This is a genomic window from Streptomyces sp. ISL-10 (assembly GCF_018614575.1).
GTDB lineage: Bacteria > Actinomycetota > Actinomycetes > Streptomycetales > Streptomycetaceae > Streptomyces.
In genome coordinates this window covers 155,858-182,354 of the sequence record NZ_JAGGOJ010000016.1, presented here as the reverse complement: position 1 = coordinate 182,354, position 26,497 = coordinate 155,858, and the positions used below count along the sequence as shown (strand labels likewise).

The following is a 26,497-nucleotide window of genomic DNA, read 5'->3' as shown; positions in this document are numbered from 1 at the left end:
CGGCTTCGCCAGCCCTATGCGGCACGCACAACCGCGCCGAGGGGACCCGCACTGGTGCGACCTGCGGCCCCGCGATGCGCTGCACGCAACACCGCGCCGCGCGGCCCCACACCGACCCGCGCGCGGCCTTCGCCCGCAATATGCCGCACGCACGACCGCCCCGGGGGACACCACCTGTCACGACGCAGCCCCCGTCCCGCCGCGGGCCACCCACCAGCCGCAAGGCCGCCTCCCGCGACCGCCGCACGCACGACCGCACCGCGGGGCCCGCACCGACCCGGGTGGCGGCTTCGCCCGCCGTATGCGGCACGCACAACCGCGCCGTGGGAACGACACCTGTCACGACGCAGCCCCGTCCCGCGGTGTGCGGCGAGAGCCCCCGGCCCCGCCCCGGCAGGCCACGCCGTCAGCCGATGTCCGGGGGATCGATCCGGATGCGGACCTGGGTCGTACCGCCCCGGGCGAGGCGCGACGCCTGCGCCGACTTGAGCGCCGCCGCCAGCGCAGCCCCCCGGCCCGGCGGCACCCGCAGCAGCGCGCGCTCCCAGCGCTCGCCGACCGGCGGATCGCCAGGCCGGCGGGACCGCGCTGCGTCGGTCACCGGCAGCGGGACCGGTCCCAGCACCTCGGCCTCCGCGGGCAGTTCGATGGCTAGCAGGAACGCGGCGACGTCCTCCGGGCGGCCGACCACCTCCGCCATCCGAGAGACCGGCGGAAAGCCGAGCTCCGCCCGTTCGGCGAGCTCCCGCAGCGCGTGGCCGACCGGGTCCCAGCGCACCAGTGCCTGGACCGGCCGCAGCGTCGGCTCGGCGACCACGACGACCGTGCCGCCCTCCTCCTGACCCCGTACCAGCGACGCCGCGGCGATCCAGCGGCGCAGCGCCTCCTCGCCCGCACGGAGGTCGGGCCGGCCGAGCATGGCCCAGCCGTCCAGCAGCAGCGCGGCGGCATATCCGCCGTCGGCCACAGGCTCGGCGCCCGGCGTGGAGACCACCAGCGCGGGGCGTCCGGGCACGGCGTCGAGCACATGGTCACGGCCGGAGGTGCGCACCGGCACCGCTGGGAAGGCGCGGCCCAGCTCCTCCGCCGTGCGCCGCGCGCCGACGATCCGGGCCCGCAGACGCACCGAGCCGCATGCGACACAGTGCCAGTCGGGGGCGCCCTGTCCGCACCAGGCGCAGCGCAGCTCGCGCTCGTCCGGCGCCTCCAGCGGCCCGGCACAGTGCCGGCAGCGCGCCGGTGTGCGGCAGTGCTCGCAGGCGAGCCGGGGCACGTAGCCGCGCCGGGGCACCTGGACGAGCACGGGCCCGGTCCGCAGGCCCTCGCGTACGGCCTGCCACGCGAGGCTCGGCAGCCGGGCCGCGCGCGCGGCCTCGTCACGCGCCAGGTCCTGGTCGCCGACGGTACGCACGAGGGGCGCTGCGGCCCGCACGCGCGCGCGGTCCGCGACGAGCGGTGTGGCCCAGCCGCTCTCCACGAGCTGGGCGGCCTCCACCGTGCAGCTCGTACCGCCCAGCAGGAAGCCGCAGCCGTCGTGGGCGGCTCGCAGCTCCAGGACCTCGCGGACGTGGGGGAAGGGTGCGTTGTCGTCGCTGTGGCTGGCGTCTCCGTCGTCCCAGATCACGACGAGCCCGAGGTCCCGCACGGGCGCGAACATCGCGGCCCGCGTCCCCACCACGGCCCGCACGGAACCCCTGCGGACAGCCAGCCATTCCCGGTAGCGCTTCTCGGGTCCGGACTCGGCGGTCAGCATCGCGTGGCGGCCCTCGCCGAGCAGGGCGGTGAGGGCGGTGCCGACCCGGGCGGCACGACGCCCGTCGGGCACGACGACAAGGGCGCCCCGCCCGGACGCAAGCGTCGCGGCAACGGCGCGCGCCAGTTCCTCCGGCCAGTACGGGCCGGGCAGCGCGGTCCACACGGCACGCGGGGACCCGCCGGCGGCGAGGGCGTCGATGAATGCGGGCCCCCGCCCGTACCGCTGCCAAATGCCGGCGCCGGGCGGCGCGGGCGGCGGCAACGGCTCGGGCGACGGCTTGGCCTCGGCACGCCCGTTCCTCGGCGGAACGGCGAGCTGCAGCACGTCGGCGAGGCTGCCCGCGTACCGGTCGGCGACGGCGCGGGCGAGACCGAGGATCTGCGGGCTGAGGACGGGCTCGGGCGAGACGACGTGGGCGAGCGCCGCGAGCGGTCCGGCATAGTCGGTCCCGGCCAGGCGCTCGATGAGGAAGCCGTCGATGAGCCCGCCGCCTTCACGGCGCCCCTCGCGCACCCGGTGCGCGCCCGCCCCGAACCTCACCCGCACCCGCACACCGGGCTGCGCGACGGCATCGAGCTCCTCGGGCACGGCGTAGTCGAAGAACTGGTCGAGGTGCAGGACGCCCTTGTTCACGACGACCCGCGCGACGGGCAGCTCCTCGGCGAGCGCGGCCCCGCGCCAGGTGCGCGGCTTGGCCTTGGGCACCTTGGCCTTGCGCACGGTCTCCCTAATGAGCGCAAGCTGCTCGGGCCCGCCTGCCGCGGTCTCCACCGGCTGCTCGTTGTCGCTGCTCACAGCCCCATTCCTACCAGAGCCCACTGACAGGGCCCTGGCCCGCGAACGCCGGCGGCGGCCGTGCCCGGGCACACCTGCGGGTCCACGGGCCGGCGACTTGGACATCGTCCCGACCGGGCACGCGCAAGGCGCTTCCCGCGGCACGCCGAGACCGCCGCCGGCAGCCCGACATCGGCTCTTCCCCAGACACACGCACCCTCGCAGGCAACGCACCCGTCCGGCAACGCCGGCCCGCAACCCGCCCGGCACGCACGAGGGCCCCGGACCTGCACGGTCCGGGGCCCTCGGGTGGGCGTGTGGCTACAGGCCGGTCGCCGCGCGCAGCGCGTCCACGCGGTCCGTGCGCTCCCAGGCGAAGTCCGGGAGCTCGCGGCCGAAGTGGCCGTACGCCGCGGTCTGGGCGTAAATCGGGCGGAGCAGGTCGAGGTCACGGATGATCGCGGCGGGGCGCAGGTCGAAGACCTCGGCGATGGCCTGCTCGATCTTGTCGACGTCGACCGTGGCGGTGCCGAAGGTCTCGACGAACAGGCCGACGGGCTCCGCCTTGCCGATCGCGTATGCGACCTGGACCTCGCAGCGGGCCGCGAGACCGGCAGCGACGACGTTCTTCGCGACCCAGCGCATGGCGTACGCCGCCGAGCGGTCGACCTTGGACGGGTCCTTGCCGGAGAACGCGCCGCCGCCGTGGCGGGCCATGCCGCCGTAGGTGTCGATGATGATCTTGCGGCCGGTCAGACCGGCGTCGCCCATCGGACCGCCGATCTCGAAGCGGCCGGTCGGGTTCACCAGGAGGCGGTAGCCGTCGGTGTCGAGCTTGATGCCGTCCTCGACCAGCTGCTTCAGAACGTGCTCCACGACGAACTCGCGGATGTCGGGAGCGAGCAGCGAGTCCAGGTCGATGTCGGACGCGTGCTGCGAGGAGACCACGACGGTGTCGAGGCGGACGGCCTTGTCGCCGTCGTACTCGATGGTGACCTGGGTCTTGCCGTCCGGGCGCAGGTAGGGGATGGTGCCGTTCTTGCGGACCTCGGACAGGCGGCGCGAGAGCCGGTGGGCGAGGTGGATCGGCAGCGGCATCAGCTCGGGCGTCTCGTCACAGGCGTAACCGAACATCAAGCCCTGGTCGCCAGCGCCCTGCTTGTCGAGCTCGTCCTCGTCGCCCTCGACGCGCTTCTCGTAGGCCGTGTCGACGCCCTGCGCGATGTCGGGCGACTGGGCGCCGATGGACACCGAGACTCCGCAGGAAGCGCCGTCGAAGCCCTTCTTCGAGGAGTCGTAGCCGATCTCCAGGATCTTGTTGCGCACGAGCGTGGGGATGTCGGCGTACGCCTTGGTGGTCACCTCGCCGGCGACGTGCACGAGGCCGGTGGTGATCAGGGTCTCCACGGCGACCCGGGAGGTCGGGTCCTCCCGCAGAAGGGCGTCGAGAATCGTGTCGCTGATCTGGTCGGCGATCTTGTCGGGGTGGCCCTCGGTCACGGACTCCGAGGTGAAGAGACGGCGGGACACATCGCTCCCTGGGGTTGCAGCGGCTGCTGGCTGATCATTGACGGACCGGCAGGGGGCTGCGCCCCGCGACGTTCCACGACCCAGTTTATCGGTCGCGTTCCACCGCCGGACACCCCGTCTCGCAGCTTGGGAGCCCCCTGACCTGTGGTCCATGGCCGAGACGCTATGACCATAGCGCCTGTGGACTGAGCGATTCGCCACATTTCACAGGTTTCTCGCGCCCAGGACGTCGCCGGAAGTTCGCCCGGTGTTCGTCAGATGCGCGCCGGGCCCTCAGCCGAGACGGGGGACGACGAGGTCCCAGACCGTGTCGGCGAGCGCTTCCTTGGGGCCGTGGGGAACGAGCGTCTCGGCGCCGTCCGCGGCCAGCACGACCGCCTCGTTCTCCTCGGCGCCGAAGGTCCTGCGTTCCCCCACCTCGTTGACGACGAGCAGGTCACAGCCCTTGCGGCGCAGCTTGTCGCGTCCGTTGGCGAGGACGTCGTCGGTTTCGGCGGCGAAGCCGACGATCACCTGCCCCGGGCGGGCGCGGTCGGCCGAGATCTCGGCGAGGATGTCGGGATTGCGGACCAGTGACACGGTCGGCGCCTCGATGCCGTCCTTCTTCTTGATCTTGCCGCTGGCGTACTCGGCGGGCCGGAAGTCGGCGACGGCGGCGGCCATGACCACCGCGTCGGCGTCCGCGGCGGCCTTCAGGACGGCCTCGCGCAGCTGGACCGCCGTACCGACGTGGACGACGTCGACACCCGCGGGGTCCGGGAGGGAGGCGTTCGCCGCGACGAGCGTGACACGGGCGCCCCGGGCGGCCGCCGTGCGGGCCAGGGCGTAGCCCTGCTTGCCGGAGGAGCGGTTGCCGAGGAAGCGGACCGGATCCAGGGGTTCACGGGTGCCGCCGGCGCTGACGACGACATGGCGGCCGGTGAGGTCGGGAGCGGCCGCACCGCGGGCGAGCACCCGGCGGCAGACCTCGAAGATCTCGCCGGGCTCGGGCAGCCGGCCCTTGCCGGTGTCGACGCCGGTGAGGCGCCCGACGGCCGGCTCGATGACGACGGCGCCGCGGCGCCGCAGCGTGGCGACGTTCTCCTGGGTGGCCGGGTGCTCCCACATCTCGGTGTGCATCGCCGGGGCGAAGACGACGGGACAGCGGGCGGTGAGCAGGGTGTTGGTCAGCAGGTCGTCCGCGAGGCCGTGGGCGGCCTTGGCGAGCAGGTCGGCGGTGGCGGGGGCGACGACGACGAGGTCGGCGTGCTGGCCGATGCGGACGTGCGGGACGTCGTGGACGTCGTTCCAGACCTCGGTCGAGACGGGGTGGCCGGACAGGGCCGACCAGGTCGCCGCGCCGACGAAGTTCAGGGCTGACGCGGTCGGCACGACCTGGACGTCATGGCCGGACTCGGTGAGCCTGCGCAGCAGCTCGCACGCCTTGTACGCGGCGATTCCGCCACTGACCCCCAGGACGACCCTCGGCCTGACACCCGCGTCCACTGCGTCCATTGCGTCCACTGCGCGCCTCCCCGCACTCGGTTGCTGTCCCCATCACACACCACAGGCCCGGCGGATGCTCCGCCGGGCCTGTGGTGAAGAACGAATCGCGCCTTACTGCGCCGGACCCTCGATGGCCTCGGAGGTCAGCAGGCCGGCGTTGATCTCGCGCAGGGCGATCGACAGCGGCTTCTCGTGGACGTGAGTGTCCACCAGCGGACCGACGTACTCGAGCAGGCCCTCACCGAGCTGCGAGTAGTACGCGTTGATCTGGCGCGCGCGCTTGGCCGCGTAGATCACGAGGCTGTACTTCGAGTCGGTGGCCTCGAGCAGCTCGTCGATCGGAGGGTTGATGATGCCCTCGGGCGCGGTGATGGAAGAGGACACGCTATGCCTTCCGAAGAACTTGCAGAAAGATCGGACAAAAGATCAAACAACTGCCATCAAGGCTAGCAGCTCACGCGCCACGTCCTCGACGGAGGTGTTGACCAGGGTCGTATCGAACTCCGACTCGGCGGCGAGCTCGACCTTCGCGACCGCCAGCCGGCGTTCGATGACCTCCGCGGACTCGGTGCCTCGACCGGTGAGCCGGCGGACCAGCTCGTCCCAGCTCGGCGGGGCCAGGAAGACCAGCTGCGACTCCGGCATGGACTCCTTGACCTGCCGCGCACCCTGGAGGTCGATCTCCAGCAGCACCGGCTCGCCCGCCTCCAGGCGGTCGAGGACCGCGCGACGGGGCGTGCCGTAGCGGTTGCCCGCGAACTCGGCCCACTCCAGCAGCTCGTCGCCCGCGACCAGCTTGTCGAACTCGTCGTCCGTGACGAAGAAGTACTGGACGCCGTGCTTCTCGCCGGGTCGCGGCTTCCGGGTGGTCGCCGACACCGAGAGCCAGACGTCGGGGTGGACCTTGCGCATATGGGCGACGACCGTGCTCTTGCCGACCCCGGAGGGGCCGGAGAGCACGGTCAGCCGCGGACGTACCTCTGCTGCCATGCAGCGATTATCCAGGTTCCCGGGGGTGTCCGAGAACGTCAGGCGGCGCCGCCGCCGAACTCGCGCTCCAGGGACGCGATCTGGTTGGAGCCGAGACCACGGACTCGGCGGCTCTCGGAGATGCCGAGCCTCTCCATGATCTGCTTGGCGCGGACTTTGCCCACGCCCGGCAGGGACTCGAGCAGGGCGGAGACCTTCATCTTGCCGATGACGTCGTTCTCCTGGCCCTGCTTGATGACCTCGTGGAGGGAGGCGCCGGAGTGCTTGAGTCGATTCTTGACCTCGGCCCGCTCCCGGCGAGCCGCGGCGGCCTTTTCGAGCGCGGCTGCGCGCTGTTCAGGGGTAAGGGGCGGAAGAGCCACGCCTACGTCACCTCGGATGTCGAACTGTCGGATACGGACCGGTGAGGAACCTAGTCGCCCCACACCAGGCGAGCAACGAGCAACGCAGTACGCCTTTGCCGGACGCTGCCTGCACGTTCGCTCTTCGACGGAGACTAGCGGCCATCACCGCTCCAGTCAGCGAGAACAGACGAAAAGTCCTGGTCAGCATCGACCGATCGGGACATTTCTGACATAACGACTGCCTTTTCGGCCAAGAAGTCCTGCAAGGGGCCCGAGCCGCAGGTCTCCGGCCGTCACGCAGAGCACGGGCCCGGTACCCGAGAGCGCACGCGCCGGTCCCGGCAGGCGGTCATGCCTCCGCGGACGCCACCGCTTCGCGCACCTCGTCCGCGAACCGCTCCGCCGCCGCGCGCAGGGAGGCGGCGTCCGGACCGTGCTTGAGCACGCCGCGGCTGACGCTCGGCACGACGTTGCCGACGGCCGCGCCGAAGACGCCCGGCAGGTCCGCCGGGGTCGCCCCCTGGGCGCCGATGCCCGGGGCCAGCAGCGGCCCGTTGATGTCGAGATCCACGCCGGCGTCGCCGAGCGTCGCGCCGACGACCGCGCCGACGGAGCCGAGCGGCTCGGCGCCCTCGTTCTCGGCGGCCATGTGGTCGAGCATCAACTGCGCCAGGGACTGCCCGTTCGCGGCCGTGGACCGCTGCACCTCGGCGCCCTCCGGATTGGAGGTGAGGGCGAGTACGAAGACACCGCAGCCGCTCAGCACGGCCTGGTCCAGCGCCGGCCGCAGTGAACCGAAGCCGAGGTACGGCGAGACGGTGACGGCGTCCGAGAACAGCGGTGAGTCCTTGCGCAGGAAGGTCTCCGCGTACGCGCCCATGGTCGAGCCGATGTCGCCGCGCTTGGCGTCCATGAGGACCAGCGCACCGGCGGCCCGTGCCTCCTCGACGGCCTTCTCCAGGACGGCGATGCCACGCGAGCCGAAACGCTCGAAGAACGCCGACTGCGGCTTGAGAACGGCGACCCGGTCGGCGAGCGCCTCGACCGTGGTGCGGGTGAACCGCTCCAGGCCGTTCACGTCGTCGTGCAGGCCCCACGCGGTCAGCAGGGAGGCGTGCGGGTCGATGCCGACGCACAGCGGGCCACGGGTGTCCATGGCGTGGCGCAGTCGGGTGCCGAAGGGCTCCAGAGGGCTCATGCGGTGGCTGCCTTTCGCGTCTCGGCGCCGACGGCATCGGCGAGGATGGTGTACGGACTGGCCGCGAGGCGTGCGGCCAGGCCCTTGTGGATCGCGCGGGCGTAGAACGGGCCCTCGTAGACGAACGCGCTGTAGCCCTGGACGAGCGTGGCGCCCGCCAGGATGCGCTGCCAGGCGTCCTCGGCGTTCTCGATGCCGCCGACGCCGACGAGCGTGATGCGATCGCCCACGCGCGCGTACAGCCGCCGCAGGACCTCCAGGGAGCGTGCCTTGACCGGCGCGCCGGACAGGCCGCCGGTCTCCGCCACCAGTTCGGCCGGGGACGTGAGGCCGAGGCCCTCGCGGGCGATCGTGGTGTTGGTGGCGATGATGCCGTCGAGGCCGAGCTCGACGGCGAGGTCCGCCACGGCGTCGACGTCCGCGTCCGCGAGATCCGGCGCGATCTTGACCAGGAGCGGGACGCGGCGGTCGGTGACCGTGCGGTCGGCGGCCTCGCGTACGGCGGTGAGCAGCGGGCGCAGCGACTCGGTGGCCTGGAGGTTGCGCAGGCCGGGGGTGTTGGGCGAGGAGACGTTGACGACGAGGTAGTCGGCCTGGGCCGCCAGGCGCTCGGTGGAGGTGACGTAGTCGGCGACGGCTTCCGCCTCCGGGACGACCTTCGTCTTGCCGATGTTGACGCCGACGGTCGTACGGAAGATCTCGCGGCGGGCGGCGAGACGGGCGGCGACGGCGGCCGAGCCCTCGTTGTTGAAGCCCATGCGGTTGATCAGCGCGCGGTCCGGGACGAGCCGGAAGAGGCGCTTGACGGGGTTGCCGGGCTGGGGCTGCGCGGTGACCGTGCCGATCTCGACGTGGTCGAAGCCGAGCATGGCCATGCCGTCGATGGCGACGGCGTTCTTGTCGAAGCCGGCGGCGAGCCCGAACGGGCCGTGCATCCGCAGCCCGAACGCCTCGGTGCGCAACTCCTTGAAGCGCGGCGCGAGGGCAGCGGCCACGAAGGTGCGCAGGACAGGGATGCGGGCCGCGAGCCGGATCCACCGGAAGGCCAGGTGGTGGGCCTTCTCGGGGTCCATGCGGGTGAAGACGAGGCGGAAGAAGAATGTGTACACAGCGGTGTCCTCATGAGGAGGGGGACACCGTTTCCGGTGTCCCCCTCGGGTGACTAGTCGCGGGCCGCGGTCAGGTGTTCCGCGTGTTCCTGGAGCGATCGGACGCCCACGCCCCCGTGGTTGAGGGCGTCGATGCCCTGGACGGCGGCGGCGAGCGCCTGGACCGTCGTGAGGCACGGTACGGAGCGGGCCACCGCCGCCGTACGGATGTCGTAGCCGTCGAGGCGGCCGCCGGTGCCGTACGGGGTGTTGATGATGAGGTCCACCTCGCCGTCGTGGATGAGCTGGACGATGGTGCGCTCACCGTTCGGCCCGGGGCCCTCGGACTGCTTGCGCACGATGGTGGCGTTGATGCCGTTGCGCTTGAGCACCTCGGCCGTGCCGGACGTGGCGAGCAGCTCGAAGCCGTGCGCGACGAGCTCGCGGGCGGGGAAGATCATCGAGCGCTTGTCGCGGTTGGCGACGGAGACGAAGGCGCGTCCCTTGGTGGGCAGCGGGCCGTAGGCGGCGGCCTGCGACTTGGCGTACGCCGTGCCGAAGACCGAGTCGATGCCCATGACCTCGCCGGTGGAGCGCATCTCCGGGCCGAGGATGGTGTCCACACCGCGGCCGTGCACGTCGCGGAAGCGCGACCAGGGCATGACGGCCTCCTTGACGGAGATCGGCGCGTCCAGCGGCAGGGTGCCGCCGTCGCCGTTCTTCGGCAGCAGGCCCTCCTCGCGCAGCTCGGCGATGGTCGCGCCGAGCGAGATGCGCGCGGCGGCCTTCGCGAGCGGGACCGCGGTCGCCTTCGAGGTGAAGGGCACGGTCCGGGAGGCGCGCGGGTTGGCCTCCAGCACGTAGAGGATGTCCCCGGCCATCGCGAACTGGATGTTGATCAGTCCTCGGACGCCGACACCCTTGGCGATGGCCTCGGTGGAGGCCCGCAGGCGCTTGATGTCGAAGCCGCCGAGCGTGATCGGGGGCAGGGCGCAGGCCGAGTCGCCGGAGTGGATGCCGGCCTCCTCGATGTGCTCCATGACGCCGCCGAGGTAGAGCTCGTGGCCGTCGTAGAGCGCGTCGACGTCGATCTCGATCGCGTCGTCGAGGAAGCGGTCGACGAGGACCGGGCGGGTCGGGGAGATCTCGGTGGACTCGGCGATGTACGCCTCCAGCCGGGCCTCGTCGTAGACGATCTCCATTCCGCGGCCGCCGAGCACGTAGGACGGGCGGACCAGGACCGGATAGCCGATCTCGTCGGCGATGGCCTTGGCGCCGGCGAAGGTGGTGGCGGTGCCGTGCTTGGGCGCGGGCAGCCCGGCCTCGGCGAGGACCTGGCCGAAGGCGCCGCGGTCCTCGGCGGCGTGGATGGCCTCCGGCGAGGTGCCGACGACCGGGACGCCGTTGTCCTTGAGCGCCTGTGCGAGGCCGAGCGGGGTCTGGCCGCCGAGCTGGACGACGACGCCGGCGATGGGGCCGGCGAGCGACTCGGCGTGGACGATCTCCAGCACGTCCTCGAGCGTGAGCGGCTCGAAGTACAGGCGGTCGGAGGTGTCGTAGTCGGTGGAGACGGTCTCCGGGTTGCAGTTGACCATCACGGTCTCGTACCCGGCGTCGTGCAGCGCGAAGGAGGCGTGGACGCAGGAGTAGTCGAACTCGATGCCCTGGCCGATGCGGTTGGGGCCGGAGCCGAGGATGATCACGGCGGGCCGGGTGCGCTGCGCGACCTCGGACTCCTCGTCGTAGGACGAGTAGAAGTACGGGGTCCTCGCGGCGAACTCGGCGGCGCAGGTGTCGACCGTCTTGTAGACCGGGCGGATGCCGAGCGCGTGGCGGACCTCGCGCACGACGTCCTCGCGCAGGTCCCGGATCTCGGCGATCTGGGCGTCGGAGAAGCCGTGGCGCTTGGCCTCGGCGAGCAGCTCGGGGTGGAGCTTCTCGGCGGCGGCGAGCTCGTCCGCGTACTCCTTGATCAGGAACAGCTGGTCGACGAACCAGGGGTCGATCCTGGTGGCCTCGAAGACCTCCTCGGGCGTGGCGCCCGCGCGGATGGCCTGCATGACGGTGTTGATGCGGCCGTCCGTGGGACGCACGGCCTCGCGCAGCAGCTCGTCCTTGTTCCCGGGCTCACCGGTGAAGGAGAACTGGCTGCCCTTCTTCTCCAGGGAGCGCAGGGCCTTTTGGAGCGCCTCGGTGAAGTTGCGGCCGATGGCCATGGCCTCGCCGACCGACTTCATGGTGGTGGTGAGGGTGGAGTCCGCCTGCGGGAACTTCTCGAACGCGAACCGCGGGGCCTTGACGACGACGTAGTCGAGGGTCGGCTCGAAGGAGGCCGGGGTCTTCTCCGTGATGTCGTTCGGGATCTCGTCCAGCGTGTAGCCGACGGCGAGCTTCGCGGCGATCTTGGCGATCGGGAAACCGGTGGCCTTGGACGCGAGCGCGGAGGACCGGGAGACGCGCGGGTTCATCTCGATGACGATGATCCGGCCGTCTTCGGGGTCGACCGCGAACTGGATGTTGCAGCCGCCGGTGTCGACACCGACCTCGCGGATGATCGCGATGCCGATGTCGCGCAGGCGCTGGTACTCGCGGTCGGTGAGGGTCATCGCGGGGGCGACGGTGATGGAGTCGCCGGTGTGGACGCCCATCGGGTCGAAGTTCTCGATGGAGCAGACGACCACGACGTTGTCGTTCTTGTCGCGCATCAGCTCCAGCTCGTACTCCTTCCAGCCGAGGATGGACTCCTCCAGGAGCACCTCGGTGGTCGGGGAGAGGGTGAGGCCCTGACCGGCGATGCGGCGCAGCTCCTCCTCGTCGTGCGCGAAGCCGGAGCCGGCGCCGCCCATGGTGAAGGAGGGCCGGACGACGACGGGGTAACCGCCGAGGGTCTCGACGCCCTTGATGACGTCGTCCATGGAGTGGCAGATGACCGAGCGGGCGGACTCGCCGTGGCCGATCTTCTCCCGGACGGCCTCGACGACCTCCTTGAACAGGTCGCGGTCCTCACCCTTGTTGATGGCCTCGACGTTGGCGCCGATCAGCTCGACGCCGTACTTCTCCAGCACACCCTGCTCGTGCATGGAGATGGCGGTGTTGAGCGCGGTCTGGCCGCCGAGGGTGGGCAGCAGCGCGTCGGGGCGCTCCTTGGCGATGATCTTCTCGACGAACTCGGGGGTGATCGGCTCGACGTAGGTCGCGTCGGCGATCTCCGGGTCGGTCATGATCGTCGCCGGGTTGGAGTTGACCAGGATGACGCGCAGACCCTCGGACTTGAGGACGCGGCAGGCCTGGGTACCGGAGTAGTCGAACTCGGCGGCCTGGCCGATGACGATCGGGCCGGAGCCGATGACCAGGACGGACTGGATATCGGTGCGCTTAGGCACGCTCGGCCTCCATCAGGGCTGTGTTCATCAAAGACGTGAAGCGGTCGAAGAGGTACGCCGCGTCGTGCGGGCCCGCGGCCGCCTCGGGGTGGTACTGGACGCTGAAGGCCGGCTGGTCGAGCAGCCTCAGGCCCTCCACCACGTTGTCGTTCAGGCAGACGTGGGAGACCTCGGCGCGGCCATAGGGGGTGTCGGAGACCTTGTCGAGGGGCGCCTCGACGGCGAATCCGTGGTTGTGCGCGGTGACCTCGACCTTGCCGGTCGTCCGGTCCTGCACGGGCTGGTTGATGCCGCGGTGGCCGTACTTCAGCTTGTACGTGCCGAAGCCGAGCGCGCGGCCGAGCAGCTGGTTGCCGAAGCAGATGCCGAACAGCGGGGTCCTGCGCTCCAGGACCGCCTTGATGACGGTCAGGTCGGCGGTGGCGGGGTCGCCGGGGCCGTTGGAGAGGAAGACGCCGTCGGGGTTCACCGCGTAGACGTCGTCGGCGGTGGCGGTCGCGGGCAGGACGTGCACCTCGATGCCGCGCTCGGCCATGCGGTGCGGGGTCATGCCCTTGATGCCGAGGTCCAGGGCGGCGACGGTGAACTTCTTCTCGCCGATGGCCGGGACGACGTACGGCTCGGTGGTGGCGACCTCGGCGGAGAGGTCGGCGCCCTTCATCTCGGGGGCCTGCTGCACCCGGGCGAGCAGGCTGGTGTCGTCGGCCAGCGCGTCGCCGGAGAAGATGCCGACGCGCATGGCGCCGCGCTCGCGCAGGTGGCGGGTCAGCGCGCGGGTGTCGATGCCGCTGATGCCGACGACGCCCTGGGCGGTCAGCTGCTCGTCGAGGGAGCGGCGGGAGCGCCAGTTGGAGGGAATGCGGGCGGGGTCGCGGACGACGTACCCGGCGACCCAGATCCGCTTCGACTCGTCGTCCTCGTCGTTGACGCCGGTGTTGCCGACGTGCGGCGCGGTCATGACGACCACCTGGCGGTGGTACGAGGGGTCGGTCAGGGTCTCCTGGTAGCCGGTCATGCCGGTGTTGAACACCGCCTCGCCGAAGGTCTCCCCCACGGCCCCGTAGGCACGGCCGCGGAAGGTGCGGCCGTCCTCCAGGACGAGTACGGCGGGAGCTTTGGCGGCTCCCCGGGTGGAGATCGTCATCGTGCGGTGCCTTCCGTCGTGTTGATCATGTTGGTGAGGGTCTCGACCCATTCGCTCTGCTCGGCCGCGCGGTCGGAGCGGAAGCCGGAGTCGATCAGCCGGTCGCCGTGCGCCCAGGTGACGATCAGCAGACCGCCCTCGGCGAGGACCTTGCCCGCGATGCCCTTGTCGAGCCGGGCTTCGCGCAGTGCGTCCTTCGGTACGAAGAAGTCCGGTGCGCCGGGCCGTACGACGGCCAGTCCCGCGTCGGTGAGCGTGAGCTCGACCCGGCTGCGGGTCCCGAGCCCGTGGGCGACGATCCGGTCGAGCCACTGCCCGGCGGTGGTGGAGCCGTGGTAGCGGCCGGTCATCGTCAGTTTCGCCGTGCCCGGTTCCGCAGGCGCCGTGGGCAGCTCGGGCAGGTCCGACTGGAGGCTGCCGCGCCATGTCCAGCCCTGGCGCATCAGCCAGTAGACGAAGGCGATGAACAGCAGCAGTCCGGCGACCCAGCCGAGGCGGGCCGCCCAGTCGGTCACCTCCGCGGACTTCTGCTCCGCCGCCAGGTTGATGAGTGCAGGTGTCACGCCAGCTTCCCGTCCACGAGCGTCGCCCGGCCCCGCAGGAAGGTATGGGTGACGCGTCCCGGCAGCTCGCGGCCCTCGTAGGGGGTGTTGCGGCTGCGGGAGGCGAAGCCCGCGGGGTCCACCTCACCACGGTATGCCGGATCGACGAGGGTGAGGTTCGCGGGCTCACCAGCCGAGACGGGCCGCCCGTGGCCCAGGGCCCGGCCGATCCGCGCGGGCGCGTACGCCATGCGGTCGGCGACGCCGGCCCAGTCGAGCAGGCCGGTCTCGACCATCGTCTGCTGGACGACGGACAGGGCGGTCTCCAGGCCGACCATGCCCATGGCGGCCGCGGCCCACTCGCAGTCCTTGTCCTCGTGCGGGTGCGGGGCGTGGTCGGTGGCGACGATGTCGATCGTGCCGTCGGCCAGCGCCTCGCGCAGGGCCGTCACATCGCGCTCGGTGCGCAGCGGCGGGTTGACCTTGTAGACCGGGTTGTAGGAGCGGACCAGTTCGTCGGTCAGGAGCAGGTGGTGGGGGGTGACCTCGGCGGTGACGTCGATGCCGCGGGACTTGGCCCAGCGGACGATCTCGACGGAACCGGCGGTGGAGAGGTGGCAGATGTGCACGCGGGAGCCGACGTGCTCGGCGAGGAGGACATCGCGGGCGATGATCGACTCCTCGGCGACGGCGGGCCAGCCGCCGAGGCCCAGCTCGGCGGAGACGATGCCCTCGTTCATCTGGGCGCCCTCGGTGAGCCTCGGCTCCTGGGCGTGCTGGGCGACGACGCCGCCGAAGGCCTTCACGTACTCCAGTGCGCGGCGCATGATCACGGCGTCGTCGACGCACTTGCCGTCGTCGGAGAAGACGGTGACGCCGGCGGCGGACTCGTGCATCGCGCCGAGCTCGGCGAGCTTCTTGCCCTCCAGGCCGACCGTGACGGCGCCGATGGGCTGCACGTCGCAGTAGCCGGACTCCTTGCCGAGCCGGTAGACCTGCTCGACGACGCCGGCGGTGTCGGCGACCGGGAAGGTGTTGGCCATGGCGAAGACGGCGGTGTAGCCGCCGCTCGCGGCGGCACGCGTGCCGGTCAGGACGGTCTCGGAGTCCTCGCGGCCCGGCTCGCGCAGGTGGGTGTGCAGGTCGACGAGCCCGGGCAGGAGGATCTGCCCCTGTGCCTCGATCACCTGGGCGCCCTCGTCGGACAGCCCGGTGCCCACGGCCTCGATCGTCTCGCCGTCGATCAGGACGTCCTGCGCCTCGCCGCCGAGTACCTTCGCACCGCGGATCAGGATCTTGCTCATGGTTCTTACTTCTCCTCGGTACGGGACTGGGGGGCGTCGGATTCGTTGCCGCCGAGCAGCAGGTAGAGCACGGCCATGCGGATGGAGACGCCGTTGGCGACCTGCTCGACGACCGTGCAGCGGTCGGAGTCGGCCACCTCGGCGGTGATCTCCATGCCACGGACCATCGGCCCGGGGTGCATCACGATGGCGTGCTCGGGCATCTTGGCCATGCGGTGGCCGTCCAGGCCGTAGCGGCGGGAGTACTCGCGCTCGGTCGGGAAGAAGGCGGCGTTCATGCGCTCGCGCTGCACGCGGAGCATCATCACGGCGTCGGACTTGGTCAGGGTGCTGTCCAGGTCGTACGAGACCTCGCAGGGCCAGGTCTCGACGCCGACCGGCACGAGGGTGGGCGGCGCGACGAGGGTCACCTGGGCGCCGAGGGTGTGCAGCAGGTCGACATTGGAGCGGGCGACCCGGCTGTGCAGGACGTCCCCGACGATCGTGATCCGCTTGCCGGCCAGGTCCTGGCCGAGGCCCGCGTCTCTGCCGACGAGGCGGCGGCGCATGGTGAAGGCGTCCAGCAGGGCCTGGGTGGGGTGCTGGTGGGTGCCGTCACCGGCGTTGATGACGGGGGCGTCGATCCAGCCGGAGGTGGCGAGGCGGTAGGGGGCGCCGGAGGCACTGTGCCGTATGACGACGGCGTCGACGCCCATCGCCTCCAGGGTCTGTGCGGTGTCCTTCAGGGACTCGCCCTTGGAGACGCTCGAGCCCTTGGCGGCGAAGTTGATGACGTCGGCGGACAGGCGCTTCTCGGCGGCCTCGAAGGAGATCCGGGTACGGGTCGAGTCCTCGAAGAAGAGGTTGCAGACCGTGCGGCCGCGCAGGGCGGGGAGCTTCTTGATCGGCCGGTCGGCCACGCGGGCCATTTCCTCGGCGGTGTCGAGGATCAGAACGGCGTCGTCGCGGGTGAGATCGGCGGCCGAGATGAGGTGACGCATCATCTGGGTGATTTCTCCAGGTCTGTGGAGGTTCGTGAGACATGCGGGCGCGCAGCAACGCACGCCGTACGGGAAGAAGGGCGTACGGAAGCGGTGCTAGCGCTCACCGGCCGGGGCGGTCTCCCTCAGCCCGAGCAGCACGGTGTCGCGACCGTCCTCCTCGGCGAGCTGGACCTTGACCGTCTCGCGCAGCGACGTGGGGAGGTTCTTGCCGACGTAGTCGGCGCGGATGGGCAGCTCACGGTGGCCGCGGTCGACCAGGACCGCGAGTTGCACGGCCCGGGGACGGCCGAGGTCGCCGAGGGCATCGAGGGCCGCGCGGATCGTGCGGCCGGAGAAGAGCACGTCGTCGACGAGGACGACGAGACGACCGTCGACGCCGTCGCCGGGGATCTCGGTGCGCTCGAGCGCACGCGCGGGCTTGAGCCGCAGGTCGTCCCGGTACATGGTGATGTCGAGGGAGCCGACCGGGACCTTCCGGCCGGTGATGCCTTCGAGCTTGTCGGCGAGCCGGCGGGCGAGGAACACACCGCGGGTCGGGATGCCGAGGAGCACCACGTCGTCGGCACCCTTGGCGCGTTCGACGATCTCGTGGGCGATGCGGGTCAGTACCCGCGCGATGTCGGGCGCCTCGAGGACGGGGCGGGCCGCATCGGAGTTCTTCTGCGTGTCCATATGAAACGGACCTCCTTCTCCGCCTCACGGGACGGACCTTAAAGGACGTCGGAATTGCGCCGTCCACGTTACCAGTGCTTGATGGGTGTACTGGTCCGGGTACGCCGGCCCGTGACTGAAACCGGTCCGGACCGTTCGGCTTGACTCAGCCAAGTCACGCTGCGTAACCTCACAGTGAGTTACCAGTCGCGCGGCGGAGCCGCACGTTGTCACAGCGTCCGGGGAGCTATATGTCCAGCGAATACGCAAAACAGCTCGGGGCCAAGCTCCGCGCCATCCGCACCCAGCAGGGGCTGTCCCTCCACGGCGTGGAAGAGAAGTCCCAGGGCCGCTGGAAGGCCGTCGTGGTCGGCTCGTACGAGCGCGGCGACCGCGCCGTGACCGTACAGCGCCTCGCCGAGCTCGCGGACTTCTACGGCGTCCCGGTGCAGGAGCTGCTTCCGGGCACGACGCCGGGCGGGGCCGCCGAGCCGCCGCCGAAGCTCGTCCTCGACCTGGAGCGCCTGGCCCACGTCCCGCAGGAGAAGGCGGGCCCGCTGCAGCGCTACGCGGCGACGATCCAGTCCCAGCGCGGCGACTACAACGGCAAGGTGCTCTCGATCCGCCAGGACGACCTGCGCACGCTGGCCGTGATCTACGACCAGTCGCCCTCGGTCCTGACGGAGCAGCTGATCAGCTGGGGCGTCCTGGACGCGGACGCGCGGCGTGCGGTCGCACACGAAGAGGCCTGACCTCTCCTTTTTGAAAAAACGTCACACCGAAGGGCGGGCCCGGCTGAGACCGGCCCGCCCTTCGCCATGCGACGCCCAGCGGACGAGGCCAGGGGCGTACGCCTGGGCGGCCTGGGGGCTTCTGAGGCCCCGGAGGCGCGGCCGCCGGGTTAGGAGCCCTGGCCCTGCGCGGGCGGGCCACAGGGGCCCGACGGGCCGCGTCAGCTCCATGGACTGATGGCCCGACCCGGGCCCCGTGAGTGGGCACCTCCCAGGCTGGCGGGCCTCATATGGGCGCGGCAGGTCAACCCGACCCGGAGGCCCGCACGGGCGCTGTGCGCGGCAGCTCTCGCGCGGCGTACCGCAGCCCTGCGCACGGGAATCCCGCACAGCGGGCTCGCGGCCCCGGGGCAGGCAGCCTCGCCAAGGTCGAAGCAGCGGTGACCGCCTGCGCAGAGGTCATTGCGCAGCCAGGAGCATGGCGTGGGCATGGGGAAGCCCGGTGACATGGCCGGACGGCGCACAGCTCGGCAGACGGGACCGGAGCGGGGGAGCCGGGCCTGGCACTCGTGGGGCCGCACGACCGGGCCCACTGAGGGCACGGGCGATCTGTCGACTTCCCGGGGAAGCCCCGTCACCCGTGCAGACTGATCGGCCGGCGGACGCAGGCCAGCAGCATGCCGCGCCAGCGCCGGGAAGGGCGCAGCGCGGCGGCCTGCGCCGCGAGTGGCACGGGCTCGGCAGAACCCCAGCGCGCGTCGCCGCGCAGCCCGCCTGGCCCGCAGCACCGGGCAGGGCCCGGCCCGCTCTGCCACACAGACACCGTGCTGGTAAGCACTTCTTCGGGCTCCACCGCACGGAACAGAAGTGGCTCCACGGCCCAAGAAGTTGGTCTGGCTCCACTCTGCGCTCATGGCGATGAGCGGATCTTGGAGTTGGATAGGGTCCGGTGGGAGGTGCGGGGGGATGAGTTTCCGGCTGGCGGCGTACGCCGTGTGCATCGAGGACGGGCGTGTGCTGCTCGCCCGTCACATACCCCCGAAGGGCGAGAGCAACTTGACTCTTCCGGGCGGTCGAGTCGAGCACGGGGAGGATCCGTTCGATGCGGTGATCCGGGAGGTCGCCGAGGAGACCGGCTGCGAAGCGGTGGTTGAACGCCTGCTGGGCGTGGACTCAAGGGTGATCCCCGCGGCCGCCGCACGTGCAGGAGTCGAGCACCAGAATGTCGGCATCTTCTACCGGGTCCGTATCACCGGCGGCCGGCTGCGGCCGGAGCCGAACGGTGAAGTCGCCGAGTCCGTCTGGACTCCGATCCCCGGTGTCGCTTGCCTGCGCCGGTCATCGCTGGTCGACATCGGTCTCGCCCTGGCACAGACCGTTCCGGCGACCGGCCACGTCGCTCCCGTCCCGGTCGACGGCCTGATCCAGCACTGAGGCACCACTGTTCGAGGGTGGGCCGGAGGGCAGGTCTGCGACGTGCCCTCCCAGCGCGCGTCGCCGCGCAGCCACCGGGGGGCGCAGCCCCGCATGTGCCGCGCAGGCACCGCGCGCAGCGTGGCGGCTTGCGCCGCAAGCGGCGCGGGCTCGGCAGAGCCCAGCGCGCATGGCCACAGCCACCGGGCGGGCGCCGCCCGCGTGTGCACCGAATCCTCACAGAGCCGATCAATGGCCGGATTCTTTCGGTGCGCGGCACGGAGCAGTCGCTTCACCGAGTGGCCGAAAAGCACCGGGCCCGGGGCAGAAGACGGTCTTCTTCTGCCCCGGGCCCGGTGAAGCCGGCGCGCCGCCGCGCGCTTCAGTCGCGGCGGAGGGTCGGCTTGAGGTCCTTGAAGCGGCCCAGCAGGCCGTTCACGAACGACGGAGACTCGTCGGTGGAGAACTCCTTGGCGAGCTGCACCGCCTCGTCGATCACCACCGCGTCGGGCGTCTCGTCCATCCACACCAGCTCGAACGCACCGAGCCGCAGGATGTTGCGGTCGACGACCGGCATCCGGTCCAGCGTCCAGCCGACCGCATACGTGGAGATGAGCTCGTCGATACGGGCCGCGTGCTCCGCGTAGCCCTCGACGAGGTCCATGGTGTACTCGGCGACCGGCGGCTGACGGTCGTCAGAGCGGGCGTGCCGGACCCAGTCCGCGAGGACCGTCTGCACGGACGCCCCGCGCTGGTCGGCCTCGAAGAGGATCTGGAAGGCACGCTTGCGGGCCTTGTTACGGGCAGCCACGGTTAGCTGTTCACCCGGCCGAGGTAGTCGCCCGAGCGGGTGTCGACCTTGATCTTCTCACCAGTGGTGATGAACAGCGGGACCTGGATCTCGTAGCCGGTCTCCAGGGTGGCGGGCTTGGAGCCACCGGTGGAGCGGTCGCCCTGCACGCCCGGCTCGGTGTGCTGGATGGTGAGCTCGACGGCGGCCGGGAGCTCGACGTAGAGCACCTCGCCCTCGTGCTGCGCGACGCTGGCGGTGAAGCCCTCGATGAGGAAGTTCGCGGCGTCGCCGACCTGCTTGCGGTCGATCATCAGCTGGTCGTAGGTCTGCATGTCCATGAAGACGAAGTACTCGCCGTCCATGTACGAGAACTGCATGTCGCGTCGGTCGACGGTGGCCGTCTCGACCTTCACGCCTGCGTTGAAGGTCTTGTCGACGACCTTGCCGGAGAGCACGTTCTTGAGCTTGGTGCGCACGAAGGCCGGGCCCTTGCCGGGCTTGACGTGCTGGAACTCGACGACGGACCAGAGCTGGCCTCCGTCGAGCTTGAGCACCATGCCGTTCTTGAGGTCGTTCGTGGAAGCCACGGTTGCGGAATCTCCTGGACTGACGCTGGTGGACGACCCAGTGGCTGCGGAGGCGCGCGTTAGAGCGCGAGCAGCTCCTTGGTCGTGATGGTGAGTAGCTCGGGTCCGCCGTCCGCCTCCTGGCGTACGACGAGCGTGTCATCGATCCGGACGCCGCCCCGGCCCGGGAGGTGGACCCCCGGTTCGACGGTGACCGGCACGCAAGCGTCCAGTTTACCCATGGCCGCAGGGGCGAGCTGCGGGTCCTCACCGATTTCGAGCCCGACACCGTGCCCCGTGCGGGGCGCAAGGGCCTCGCCGTGGCCCGCCGCGTCGAGGATCTGGCGGGCCGCATGGTCCACCTCGCGGTAGGCGGCCCCCGGCAGCAGGGCCTCACGGCCGGCGCGCTGAGCGGCGAACACGAGCTCGTACAGCTCGATCTGCCAGTCCGCCGGAGACGTGCCGATCACGAACGTGCGGCCGATCTCGCAGCGGTATCCGCGGTAGTTGGCACCCAGGCAGACGGACAGGAAGTCGCCCTCCTCGACGCGGCGGTCGCTGGGGCGGTGGCCGGGTCGTCCGGAGTTCGGTCCTGTGGCCACGGAGGTGGGGAAGGCGGGGCCGTCGGCACCGTGGTCGACGAGACGGCGCTCCAGCTCCAGCGCGAGGTGCCGTTCCGTGCGTCCCACGAGGATCGACTCGAGGAGCTCGCCGAGGGCCTGGTCGGTGATCTCACCGGCGATGCGCAGACAGGCGATCTCATCCTCGTCCTTGACGATGCGCTGCTGCTCGACGGCGAGACCGAGGTCGGTGATGCGCAGGTGCGGTGCGGCGGACTTCAGGGCCCGGTGACGCGCGACGGTCAGATGGTGCTCCTCGACGGAGAGAGCCTCGGCCGAGGCACTGCGCGCCAGCTCGGCCGCGGCGACGGCCGGGTCGCCTGCGGACGTGGGCAGTACGGTCAGCCGCAGCTCCTCGTCGGGCCGCCCGTCGGCGGGGTCGCCTGTGGGGGTGCGGGGGCACAGCAGGGCGTCCTCCTCGGGGCCGAGCAGCAGCACGGCGCCGGGCGGGGCGGTGCCCGCGAGATAGCGGACATTGGCGGGGCGGGAGATCAGGACCGCTGCGCTGCCGGCGGCGGCGCACCGGTCGCGCAGCCGACCGCGTCGGGCGCCAAACACCTCGGACATTCTCCGAGCCTACGAGCCCGATGGCGGGTCGGCCTGGTGACGCGGCCGAGCGGGGGCTCTCCCCAGGCCTCCGTGCTGCGGCCAGGCGGCCGTGGGTGATCCGGTCGCGCGGGCCCGGGCAAGCCCGCGAGCGCGAGCACGTTCAGGCGCAGCCGCCGGGCACATCAAGCCCCGCCGGGGGCCACCTCCCACGGCCGCCGGGCCGCAGGGGGATCGAGGCGCGGGGCTCGGGCACAGCCCCCGGTCAGGGCGCCCACGCCTGAAGCGCGTCACCAGTTCGGGGGGCTGGCGATCGCGCGCGCCAGGACGTCGTCCAGGACGCGCGCGGTCGTCTCCACGTCGTACTTCGAGTTGTCGATGATCGGCAGGCCCGAGCCGTACCAGCCCGCCATCCGACCGTGGATGCCCGCGACCTCCTCGTCCGAGAGGCGGCGGTTGCCCGTGCGTTCCGCGTTGCGTTCGAGGACGATCTCCAGGCCCGGCAGGAGCACCACCGGCAGCAGCCCGGGGCCGACGTGGCGCTTCCAGCCGCCGAGGCCGACGACCGGGCGGTCGGGGAAGACCGCGTCGTCGAGGATGCAGGAGATGCCGTTGGCCAGGAAGTTGCGCGCGGCGAAACCGCAGGTGCGTCGGGCGAGGCGGTACTGGGCCTCGGAGTTGTCGTTCCAGCCGTCCTGGGGGTCGGCGAAGCCGGAGCACACCCATTCGCGGACGTCGTCGAGGCTGATGTGCGCGGTGGGCACCCGCCGGCGCCTGGCCCAGTGGCGGGCCACCGTCGTCTTGCCCGCGCCGGCCGGGCCGATCAGCAGCACGGCGAGCATGGCCGTCCCCGTGCCGCTGTCGGCGGGAGGCGGGTCGGGCAGGGGAACGGGCTGGCCGGGCGGCAGTTGGACGTGCCCGGTGGTCTCACGGGACGGCGGCGCGGACGGGTGCTGCGGGACGGTCCCGTTCCACCCCGGCTGCGCGGGGGCGGGCATCGGCGGTCCGGCCATCGGAGGAGGCGGCGGCGGAGCGGGCGGCCCGGCGGGAGGCCCGGGGACCGGCCCCGGACGGTGGGCGCTGGGTGTCCATGCGGCCGGTTGTTGTCCCTGCCCCGGGCGGTGGGGCGGCAGCGGAGCCCCCACTGCGTGCTGCATCCGGTGCCACTCCGTCTCGTACGACTGACGCTGATCTCCCGAACGGTACCCTCCCGGAGCCGTTCGGATGTGCGACCGCCCCCGGCCGCTGTCGTCACAACGGCCGGGGGCGGCGAGAAGTGCCCGGTCTCCGCCGTCAGCCGTCCAGTTCGTCGGCCAGCGCGCGCAGCGCGAGCCGGTAGGAGCCGATGCCGAAACCGGCAATGGTCCCGCTGGCGACCGAGGCGACGACGGACGTGTGCCGGAAGGCCTCGCGCGTGTACGGGTTGGAGATGTGCACTTCGATCAACGGAGCGGTCCGCTGCGCGGCCGCGTCGCGCATCGCGTACGAATAGTGCGTGAACGCACCGGGGTTGAGAACGACCGGAATAGATCCGTCGGCGGCCTCGTGGAGCCAGCGGATCATCTCGCCCTCGTCGTTGGTCTCCCGCACCTCGACGTCGAGGCCGAGCTCCTTGCCGAGCGCCTGGCAGGTCTCCACGAGCCCGGCGTACGACGTCGCGCCGTACACGTCGGGCTCGCGGGAGCCGAGGCGGCCGAGGTTGGGGCCGTTGAGCACCAGTGTCCGGCGGCTCACGCGGAGACCTCCCCGTACGCCGCGAGCAGCACCGCCGGGTCGGGGCCCTCAAGGACGGTCGGCTTGGCGAGGCCGTCGAGGACGATGAAGCGCAGCAGGTTCCCGCGGGACTTCTTGTCGACCTTCATCGTCTCCAGCAGCTTGGGCCACTGGTCGCCGCGGTAGGTAAGCGGGAGCCCGACGGACTGCAGGACGGCGCGGTGCCGGTCGGCGGTGGCATCGTCCAACCGCCCGGCGAGACGACCCAGTTCGGCGGCGAAGACCATGCCGACCGAGACGGCCGCGCCGTGCCGCCACTTGTAGCGCTCGTTCTTCTCGATCGCATGGGCGAGGGTGTGCCCGTAGTTGAGGATCTCGCGCAGGCCGGACTCCTTGAGGTCGCTGGAGACCACCTCGGCCTTGACCCGGATGGAGCGCTCGATGAGTTCGGCGGTGTGCGGGCCCGTGGGCGTGCGCGCGCCCTCGGGGTCGGCCTCGATGAGGTCGAGGATCACCGGGTCGGCGATGAAACCCGCCTTGATGATCTCGGCCATGCCGCTCACGTAGTCGTTGACGGGCAGCGAGTCGAGCGCGGCCAGGTCGCAGATCACACCCGCCGGCGGGTGGAAGGCGCCGACGAGGTTCTTGCCCTCGGCGGTGTTGATGCCGGTCTTGCCGCCGACGGCCGCGTCCACCATGGCGAGCACGGTCGTGGGCACGGCGATCCAGCGCACTCCGCGCAGCCAGCTGGCCGCGACGAACCCGGCGAGGTCGGTCGTGGACCCGCCGCCGACGCCGACGATCACGTCGGTGCGGGTGAAGCCGGTCTGTCCGAGCGCCTTCCAGCAGTAGGCGGCGACCTCGGCGGTCTTGGCCTCCTCGGCGTTGGGCACCTGGATGGCGACGGCCTCGTAGCCCTGCTCGGCGAGGTCCGCGCGCAGCGCCTCACCGGTCTCGGCGAGCGCTTCGGGATGGATGACGGCCACGCGCTGGGCCCTCGGTCCGATGAGCCCGCCCAGCTCGCCGAGGAGCTGCCGTCCGACCAGCACCTCGTACGGGTCGGTGCCGGCCGTGCCGCCCACCTGGATACGCGTCACTGCCTGGTCAGTCACTTCTTCTCCTGCCGGGGGTCCGGGGTCTTACCCCCGGGAATTACCGTCTTCAGCTCCAGCGCGTCGAGGACCGCGCGGGCGACCTCGTCAGGTGTGCGGTCGTCCGTCGCGACGACGACGCGCGCCACCTCGGTGTACAAGGGCCGCCGGGCGTCCATGAGTTCGCGCCACTGTCGCCGCGGATTGACGGCGAGCAGCGGGCGGGCGGTGTTGAGCCCGACGCGCCGCACCGCCTCCTCCACGTCCATGGACAGGTAGGCGACCGGCAGTCCGGCCAGCAGCTCCCTGGTGCCCTCGTCCAGGATCGCGCCGCCGCCGAGGGCGAGGACACCGGTGTGCTCGGCGACCGCGGCGCGGACAGCAGCGCGCTCCAGCTCCCGGAAGTACGCCTCGCCCTCGTCGACGAAGATGTCCGCGATCTCCCGGCCCTGCGCGGCCACGATGTCGGCGTCGGTGTCCCGGAAGTCGACATCGAGGAGCCCGGCCAGCAGCTCACCGACCGTGGACTTGCCCGAGCCCATCGGCCCGATGAGGACGATCAGCGGGGCGCTCACCGGATGTGGAGGTTGTCGAGGTACGACTGCACGTTGCGGCGGGTCTCGGAGACGCTGTCGCCGCCGAACTTCTCGGCGACGGCGTCCGCGAGCACCAGGGCGACCATGGCCTCGGCGACGATGCCGGCGGCGGGAACGGCGCACACGTCGGAGCGCTGGTGGTGGGCGGCCGCGGGCTCGCCGGTGGTGACGTCCACGGTCCGCAGGGCGCGCGGCACGGTCGCGATCGGCTTCATGGCGGCCCGGACGCGCAGCAGCTCGCCGGTGGACATGCCGCCCTCCGTACCGCCGGAGCGGCCGCTGCCGCGGCGGATACCGTCCTCGGTCGGCAGGATCTCGTCGTGCGCCTTGGATCCGGGCACCCGGGCGAGGTCGAAGCCGTCGCCGACCTCGACGCCCTTGATGGCCTGGATGCCCATGAGCGCGGCGGCCAGCCGGGCGTCGAGCCTGCGGTCCCAGTGGACGTGCGAGCCCAGACCGACGGGCACGCCGTACGCGAGGACCTCCACGACGCCGCCGAGGGTGTCGCCGTCCTTGTGGGCCTGGTCGATCTCGGCGACCATCGCCTTGCTCGCGTCGGCGTCCAGGCAGCGGACCGGGTCCGCGTCCAGGCGCTCCTCGTCGGCGGGGACGGGGACGACGCCGTAGGGAGCCCTGGCGGACGCCAGCTCGACGACGTGGGAGACGATCTCGATGCCCGTCGTCTCCTTGAGGTACGAACGGGCCACCGCGCCGAGCGCGACCCGGGCGGCGGTCTCCCGGGCGCTGGCGCGCTCCAGGATCGGCCGGGCCTCCTCCAGCGCGTACTTCTGCATTCCCGCGAGGTCGGCGTGGCCGGGCCGGGGCCGGGTCAGCGGCGCGTTGCGCGCCAGTTGGGCGAGCTCGTCGGGGTCGACGGGGTCGGCCGACATGACCTGCTCCCACTTCGGCCACTCGGTGTTGCCGACCATGACGGCCACCGGGGAGCCCATGGTGAGGCCGTGCCGTACACCGCCGAGGAAGGTGACCTCGTCGCGCTCGAACTTCATCCGGGCACCGCGCCCATAGCCGAGGCGCCGCCTGGCAAGGTGGTCCGCCACCATCTCGGTGGTGATCGGCACACCGGCGGGAAGACCCTCCAGCGTCGCCACCAGTGCGGGTCCGTGCGACTCGCCCGCGGTCAGCCAACGCAACCTGCTCAACGGTGCTCCTCATGCTCTCGCCTGGAACTGCGGCGGCGTGGCCTGGGGCACCTCCCGGCGGCCGCCGGGGGAGCGCGGACCTGGCCCGCCTCCCCC

24 protein-coding genes are annotated in these 26,497 nt (G+C 71.6%); 2 read left to right on the top strand and 22 right to left on the bottom strand.

Features of this window, described 5'->3' with window-relative positions; genetic code table 11:
• Positions 1-406: 406 nt before the first annotated feature.
• From J7E88_RS20565 to pyrR, 14 genes are all read right to left on the bottom strand, one after another.
• A complete protein-coding gene (locus J7E88_RS20565) occupies positions 407-2,551 on the bottom strand; it encodes a primosomal protein N' (RefSeq protein WP_215183151.1) in 2,145 nt (714 codons plus the stop codon).
• Positions 2,552-2,851: 300 nt separating this feature from the next.
• Entirely contained in the window at positions 2,852-4,060 is a 1,209-nt protein-coding gene (gene metK, locus J7E88_RS20560) for a methionine adenosyltransferase (protein WP_215183149.1), read from the bottom strand.
• A 273-nt stretch (positions 4,061-4,333) separates the two neighbouring features.
• A complete protein-coding gene (gene coaBC / locus J7E88_RS20555) occupies positions 4,334-5,554 on the bottom strand; it encodes a bifunctional phosphopantothenoylcysteine decarboxylase/phosphopantothenate--cysteine ligase CoaBC (protein WP_215183316.1) in 1,221 nt (406 codons plus the stop codon).
• A gap of 102 nt (positions 5,555-5,656) precedes the next feature.
• Complete coding sequence (gene rpoZ, locus J7E88_RS20550) at positions 5,657-5,929, bottom strand: DNA-directed RNA polymerase subunit omega (RefSeq protein WP_005319902.1); 273 nt, start codon at positions 5,927-5,929, stop codon at positions 5,657-5,659.
• Between the two features lie 42 nt (positions 5,930-5,971).
• Positions 5,972-6,535 carry a guanylate kinase gene (gene gmk, locus J7E88_RS20545; RefSeq protein WP_215183146.1) on the bottom strand — a complete coding sequence of 188 codons (564 nt, stop codon included), beginning with the start codon at positions 6,533-6,535 and terminating at the stop codon, positions 5,972-5,974.
• A gap of 38 nt (positions 6,536-6,573) precedes the next feature.
• A complete protein-coding gene (locus J7E88_RS20540; RefSeq protein ID WP_005319887.1) occupies positions 6,574-6,897 on the bottom strand; it encodes an integration host factor in 324 nt (107 codons plus the stop codon).
• A 331-nt stretch (positions 6,898-7,228) separates the two neighbouring features.
• Positions 7,229-8,077, bottom strand: coding sequence for an orotidine-5'-phosphate decarboxylase (gene pyrF, locus J7E88_RS20535; RefSeq protein ID WP_215183145.1), 849 nt, complete (start codon positions 8,075-8,077; stop codon positions 7,229-7,231).
• On the bottom strand, positions 8,074-9,186 hold the full coding sequence (locus J7E88_RS20530) for a quinone-dependent dihydroorotate dehydrogenase (protein WP_215183143.1): 1,113 nt from the start codon (positions 9,184-9,186) through the stop codon (positions 8,074-8,076). Before J7E88_RS20530 ends, pyrF begins: the two co-directional genes overlap by 4 nt.
• A 53-nt stretch (positions 9,187-9,239) precedes the next feature.
• A complete protein-coding gene (gene carB, locus J7E88_RS20525; RefSeq protein WP_215183141.1) occupies positions 9,240-12,548 on the bottom strand; it encodes a carbamoyl-phosphate synthase large subunit in 3,309 nt (1,102 codons plus the stop codon).
• A complete protein-coding gene (gene carA, locus J7E88_RS20520; RefSeq protein WP_215183139.1) occupies positions 12,541-13,692 on the bottom strand; it encodes a glutamine-hydrolyzing carbamoyl-phosphate synthase small subunit in 1,152 nt (383 codons plus the stop codon). The genes carB and carA overlap by 8 nt, the downstream gene beginning before the upstream one ends.
• On the bottom strand, positions 13,689-14,255 hold the full coding sequence (locus J7E88_RS20515; protein WP_215183137.1) for a hypothetical protein: 567 nt from the start codon (positions 14,253-14,255) through the stop codon (positions 13,689-13,691). Before J7E88_RS20515 ends, carA begins: the two co-directional genes overlap by 4 nt.
• Positions 14,252-15,538, bottom strand: a complete 1,287-nt coding sequence (locus J7E88_RS20510; protein WP_215183135.1) for a dihydroorotase — start codon at positions 15,536-15,538, stop codon at positions 14,252-14,254. Before J7E88_RS20510 ends, J7E88_RS20515 begins: the two co-directional genes overlap by 4 nt.
• Before the next feature lie 5 nt (positions 15,539-15,543).
• On the bottom strand, positions 15,544-16,521 hold the full coding sequence (locus tag J7E88_RS20505; RefSeq protein ID WP_215183133.1) for an aspartate carbamoyltransferase catalytic subunit: 978 nt from the start codon (positions 16,519-16,521) through the stop codon (positions 15,544-15,546).
• Between the two features lie 93 nt (positions 16,522-16,614).
• On the bottom strand, positions 16,615-17,193 hold the full coding sequence (pyrR, locus tag J7E88_RS20500; RefSeq protein ID WP_215183131.1) for a bifunctional pyr operon transcriptional regulator/uracil phosphoribosyltransferase PyrR: 579 nt from the start codon (positions 17,191-17,193) through the stop codon (positions 16,615-16,617).
• A 230-nt stretch (positions 17,194-17,423) separates the two neighbouring features.
• Between pyrR and bldD the strand changes: the two genes are divergently transcribed.
• Complete coding sequence (bldD, locus tag J7E88_RS20495) at positions 17,424-17,924, top strand: transcriptional regulator BldD (RefSeq protein ID WP_093608484.1); 501 nt, start codon at positions 17,424-17,426, stop codon at positions 17,922-17,924.
• Positions 17,925-18,869: 945 nt separating this feature from the next.
• The gene (locus J7E88_RS20490) at positions 18,870-19,337 is read left to right on the top strand and encodes an NUDIX hydrolase (RefSeq protein WP_215183129.1); all 468 of its coding nucleotides are present in this window, start codon (positions 18,870-18,872) and stop codon (positions 19,335-19,337) included.
• Between the two features lie 361 nt (positions 19,338-19,698).
• Here the strand turns inward: J7E88_RS20490 and nusB are convergent, their stop codons facing one another.
• The 8 genes from nusB to aroC form a co-directional block, all read right to left on the bottom strand.
• Positions 19,699-20,127, bottom strand: coding sequence for a transcription antitermination factor NusB (gene nusB, locus J7E88_RS20485; protein ID WP_215183127.1), 429 nt, complete (start codon positions 20,125-20,127; stop codon positions 19,699-19,701).
• A 2-nt stretch (positions 20,128-20,129) separates the two neighbouring features.
• On the bottom strand, positions 20,130-20,696 hold the full coding sequence (gene efp / locus J7E88_RS20480; RefSeq protein WP_177153303.1) for an elongation factor P: 567 nt from the start codon (positions 20,694-20,696) through the stop codon (positions 20,130-20,132).
• A 59-nt stretch (positions 20,697-20,755) separates the two neighbouring features.
• Positions 20,756-21,862, bottom strand: a complete 1,107-nt coding sequence (locus J7E88_RS20475; protein ID WP_215183126.1) for an aminopeptidase P family protein — start codon at positions 21,860-21,862, stop codon at positions 20,756-20,758.
• A gap of 269 nt (positions 21,863-22,131) precedes the next feature.
• The gene (locus tag J7E88_RS20470) at positions 22,132-22,998 is read right to left on the bottom strand and encodes a Pro-rich N-terminal domain-containing protein (protein ID WP_215183124.1); all 867 of its coding nucleotides are present in this window, start codon (positions 22,996-22,998) and stop codon (positions 22,132-22,134) included.
• Positions 22,999-23,134: 136 nt separating this feature from the next.
• Positions 23,135-23,575 carry a type II 3-dehydroquinate dehydratase gene (gene aroQ / locus J7E88_RS20465; protein WP_215183122.1) on the bottom strand — a complete coding sequence of 147 codons (441 nt, stop codon included), beginning with the start codon at positions 23,573-23,575 and terminating at the stop codon, positions 23,135-23,137.
• The gene (gene aroB, locus J7E88_RS20460) at positions 23,572-24,666 is read right to left on the bottom strand and encodes a 3-dehydroquinate synthase (RefSeq protein WP_215183120.1); all 1,095 of its coding nucleotides are present in this window, start codon (positions 24,664-24,666) and stop codon (positions 23,572-23,574) included. The genes aroQ and aroB overlap by 4 nt, the downstream gene beginning before the upstream one ends.
• The gene (locus J7E88_RS20455) at positions 24,663-25,220 is read right to left on the bottom strand and encodes a shikimate kinase (RefSeq protein WP_308307555.1); all 558 of its coding nucleotides are present in this window, start codon (positions 25,218-25,220) and stop codon (positions 24,663-24,665) included. Before J7E88_RS20455 ends, aroB begins: the two co-directional genes overlap by 4 nt.
• Entirely contained in the window at positions 25,217-26,401 is a 1,185-nt protein-coding gene (gene aroC, locus J7E88_RS20450; RefSeq protein ID WP_215183118.1) for a chorismate synthase, read from the bottom strand. Before aroC ends, J7E88_RS20455 begins: the two co-directional genes overlap by 4 nt.
• Positions 26,402-26,497 lie beyond the last annotated feature (96 nt).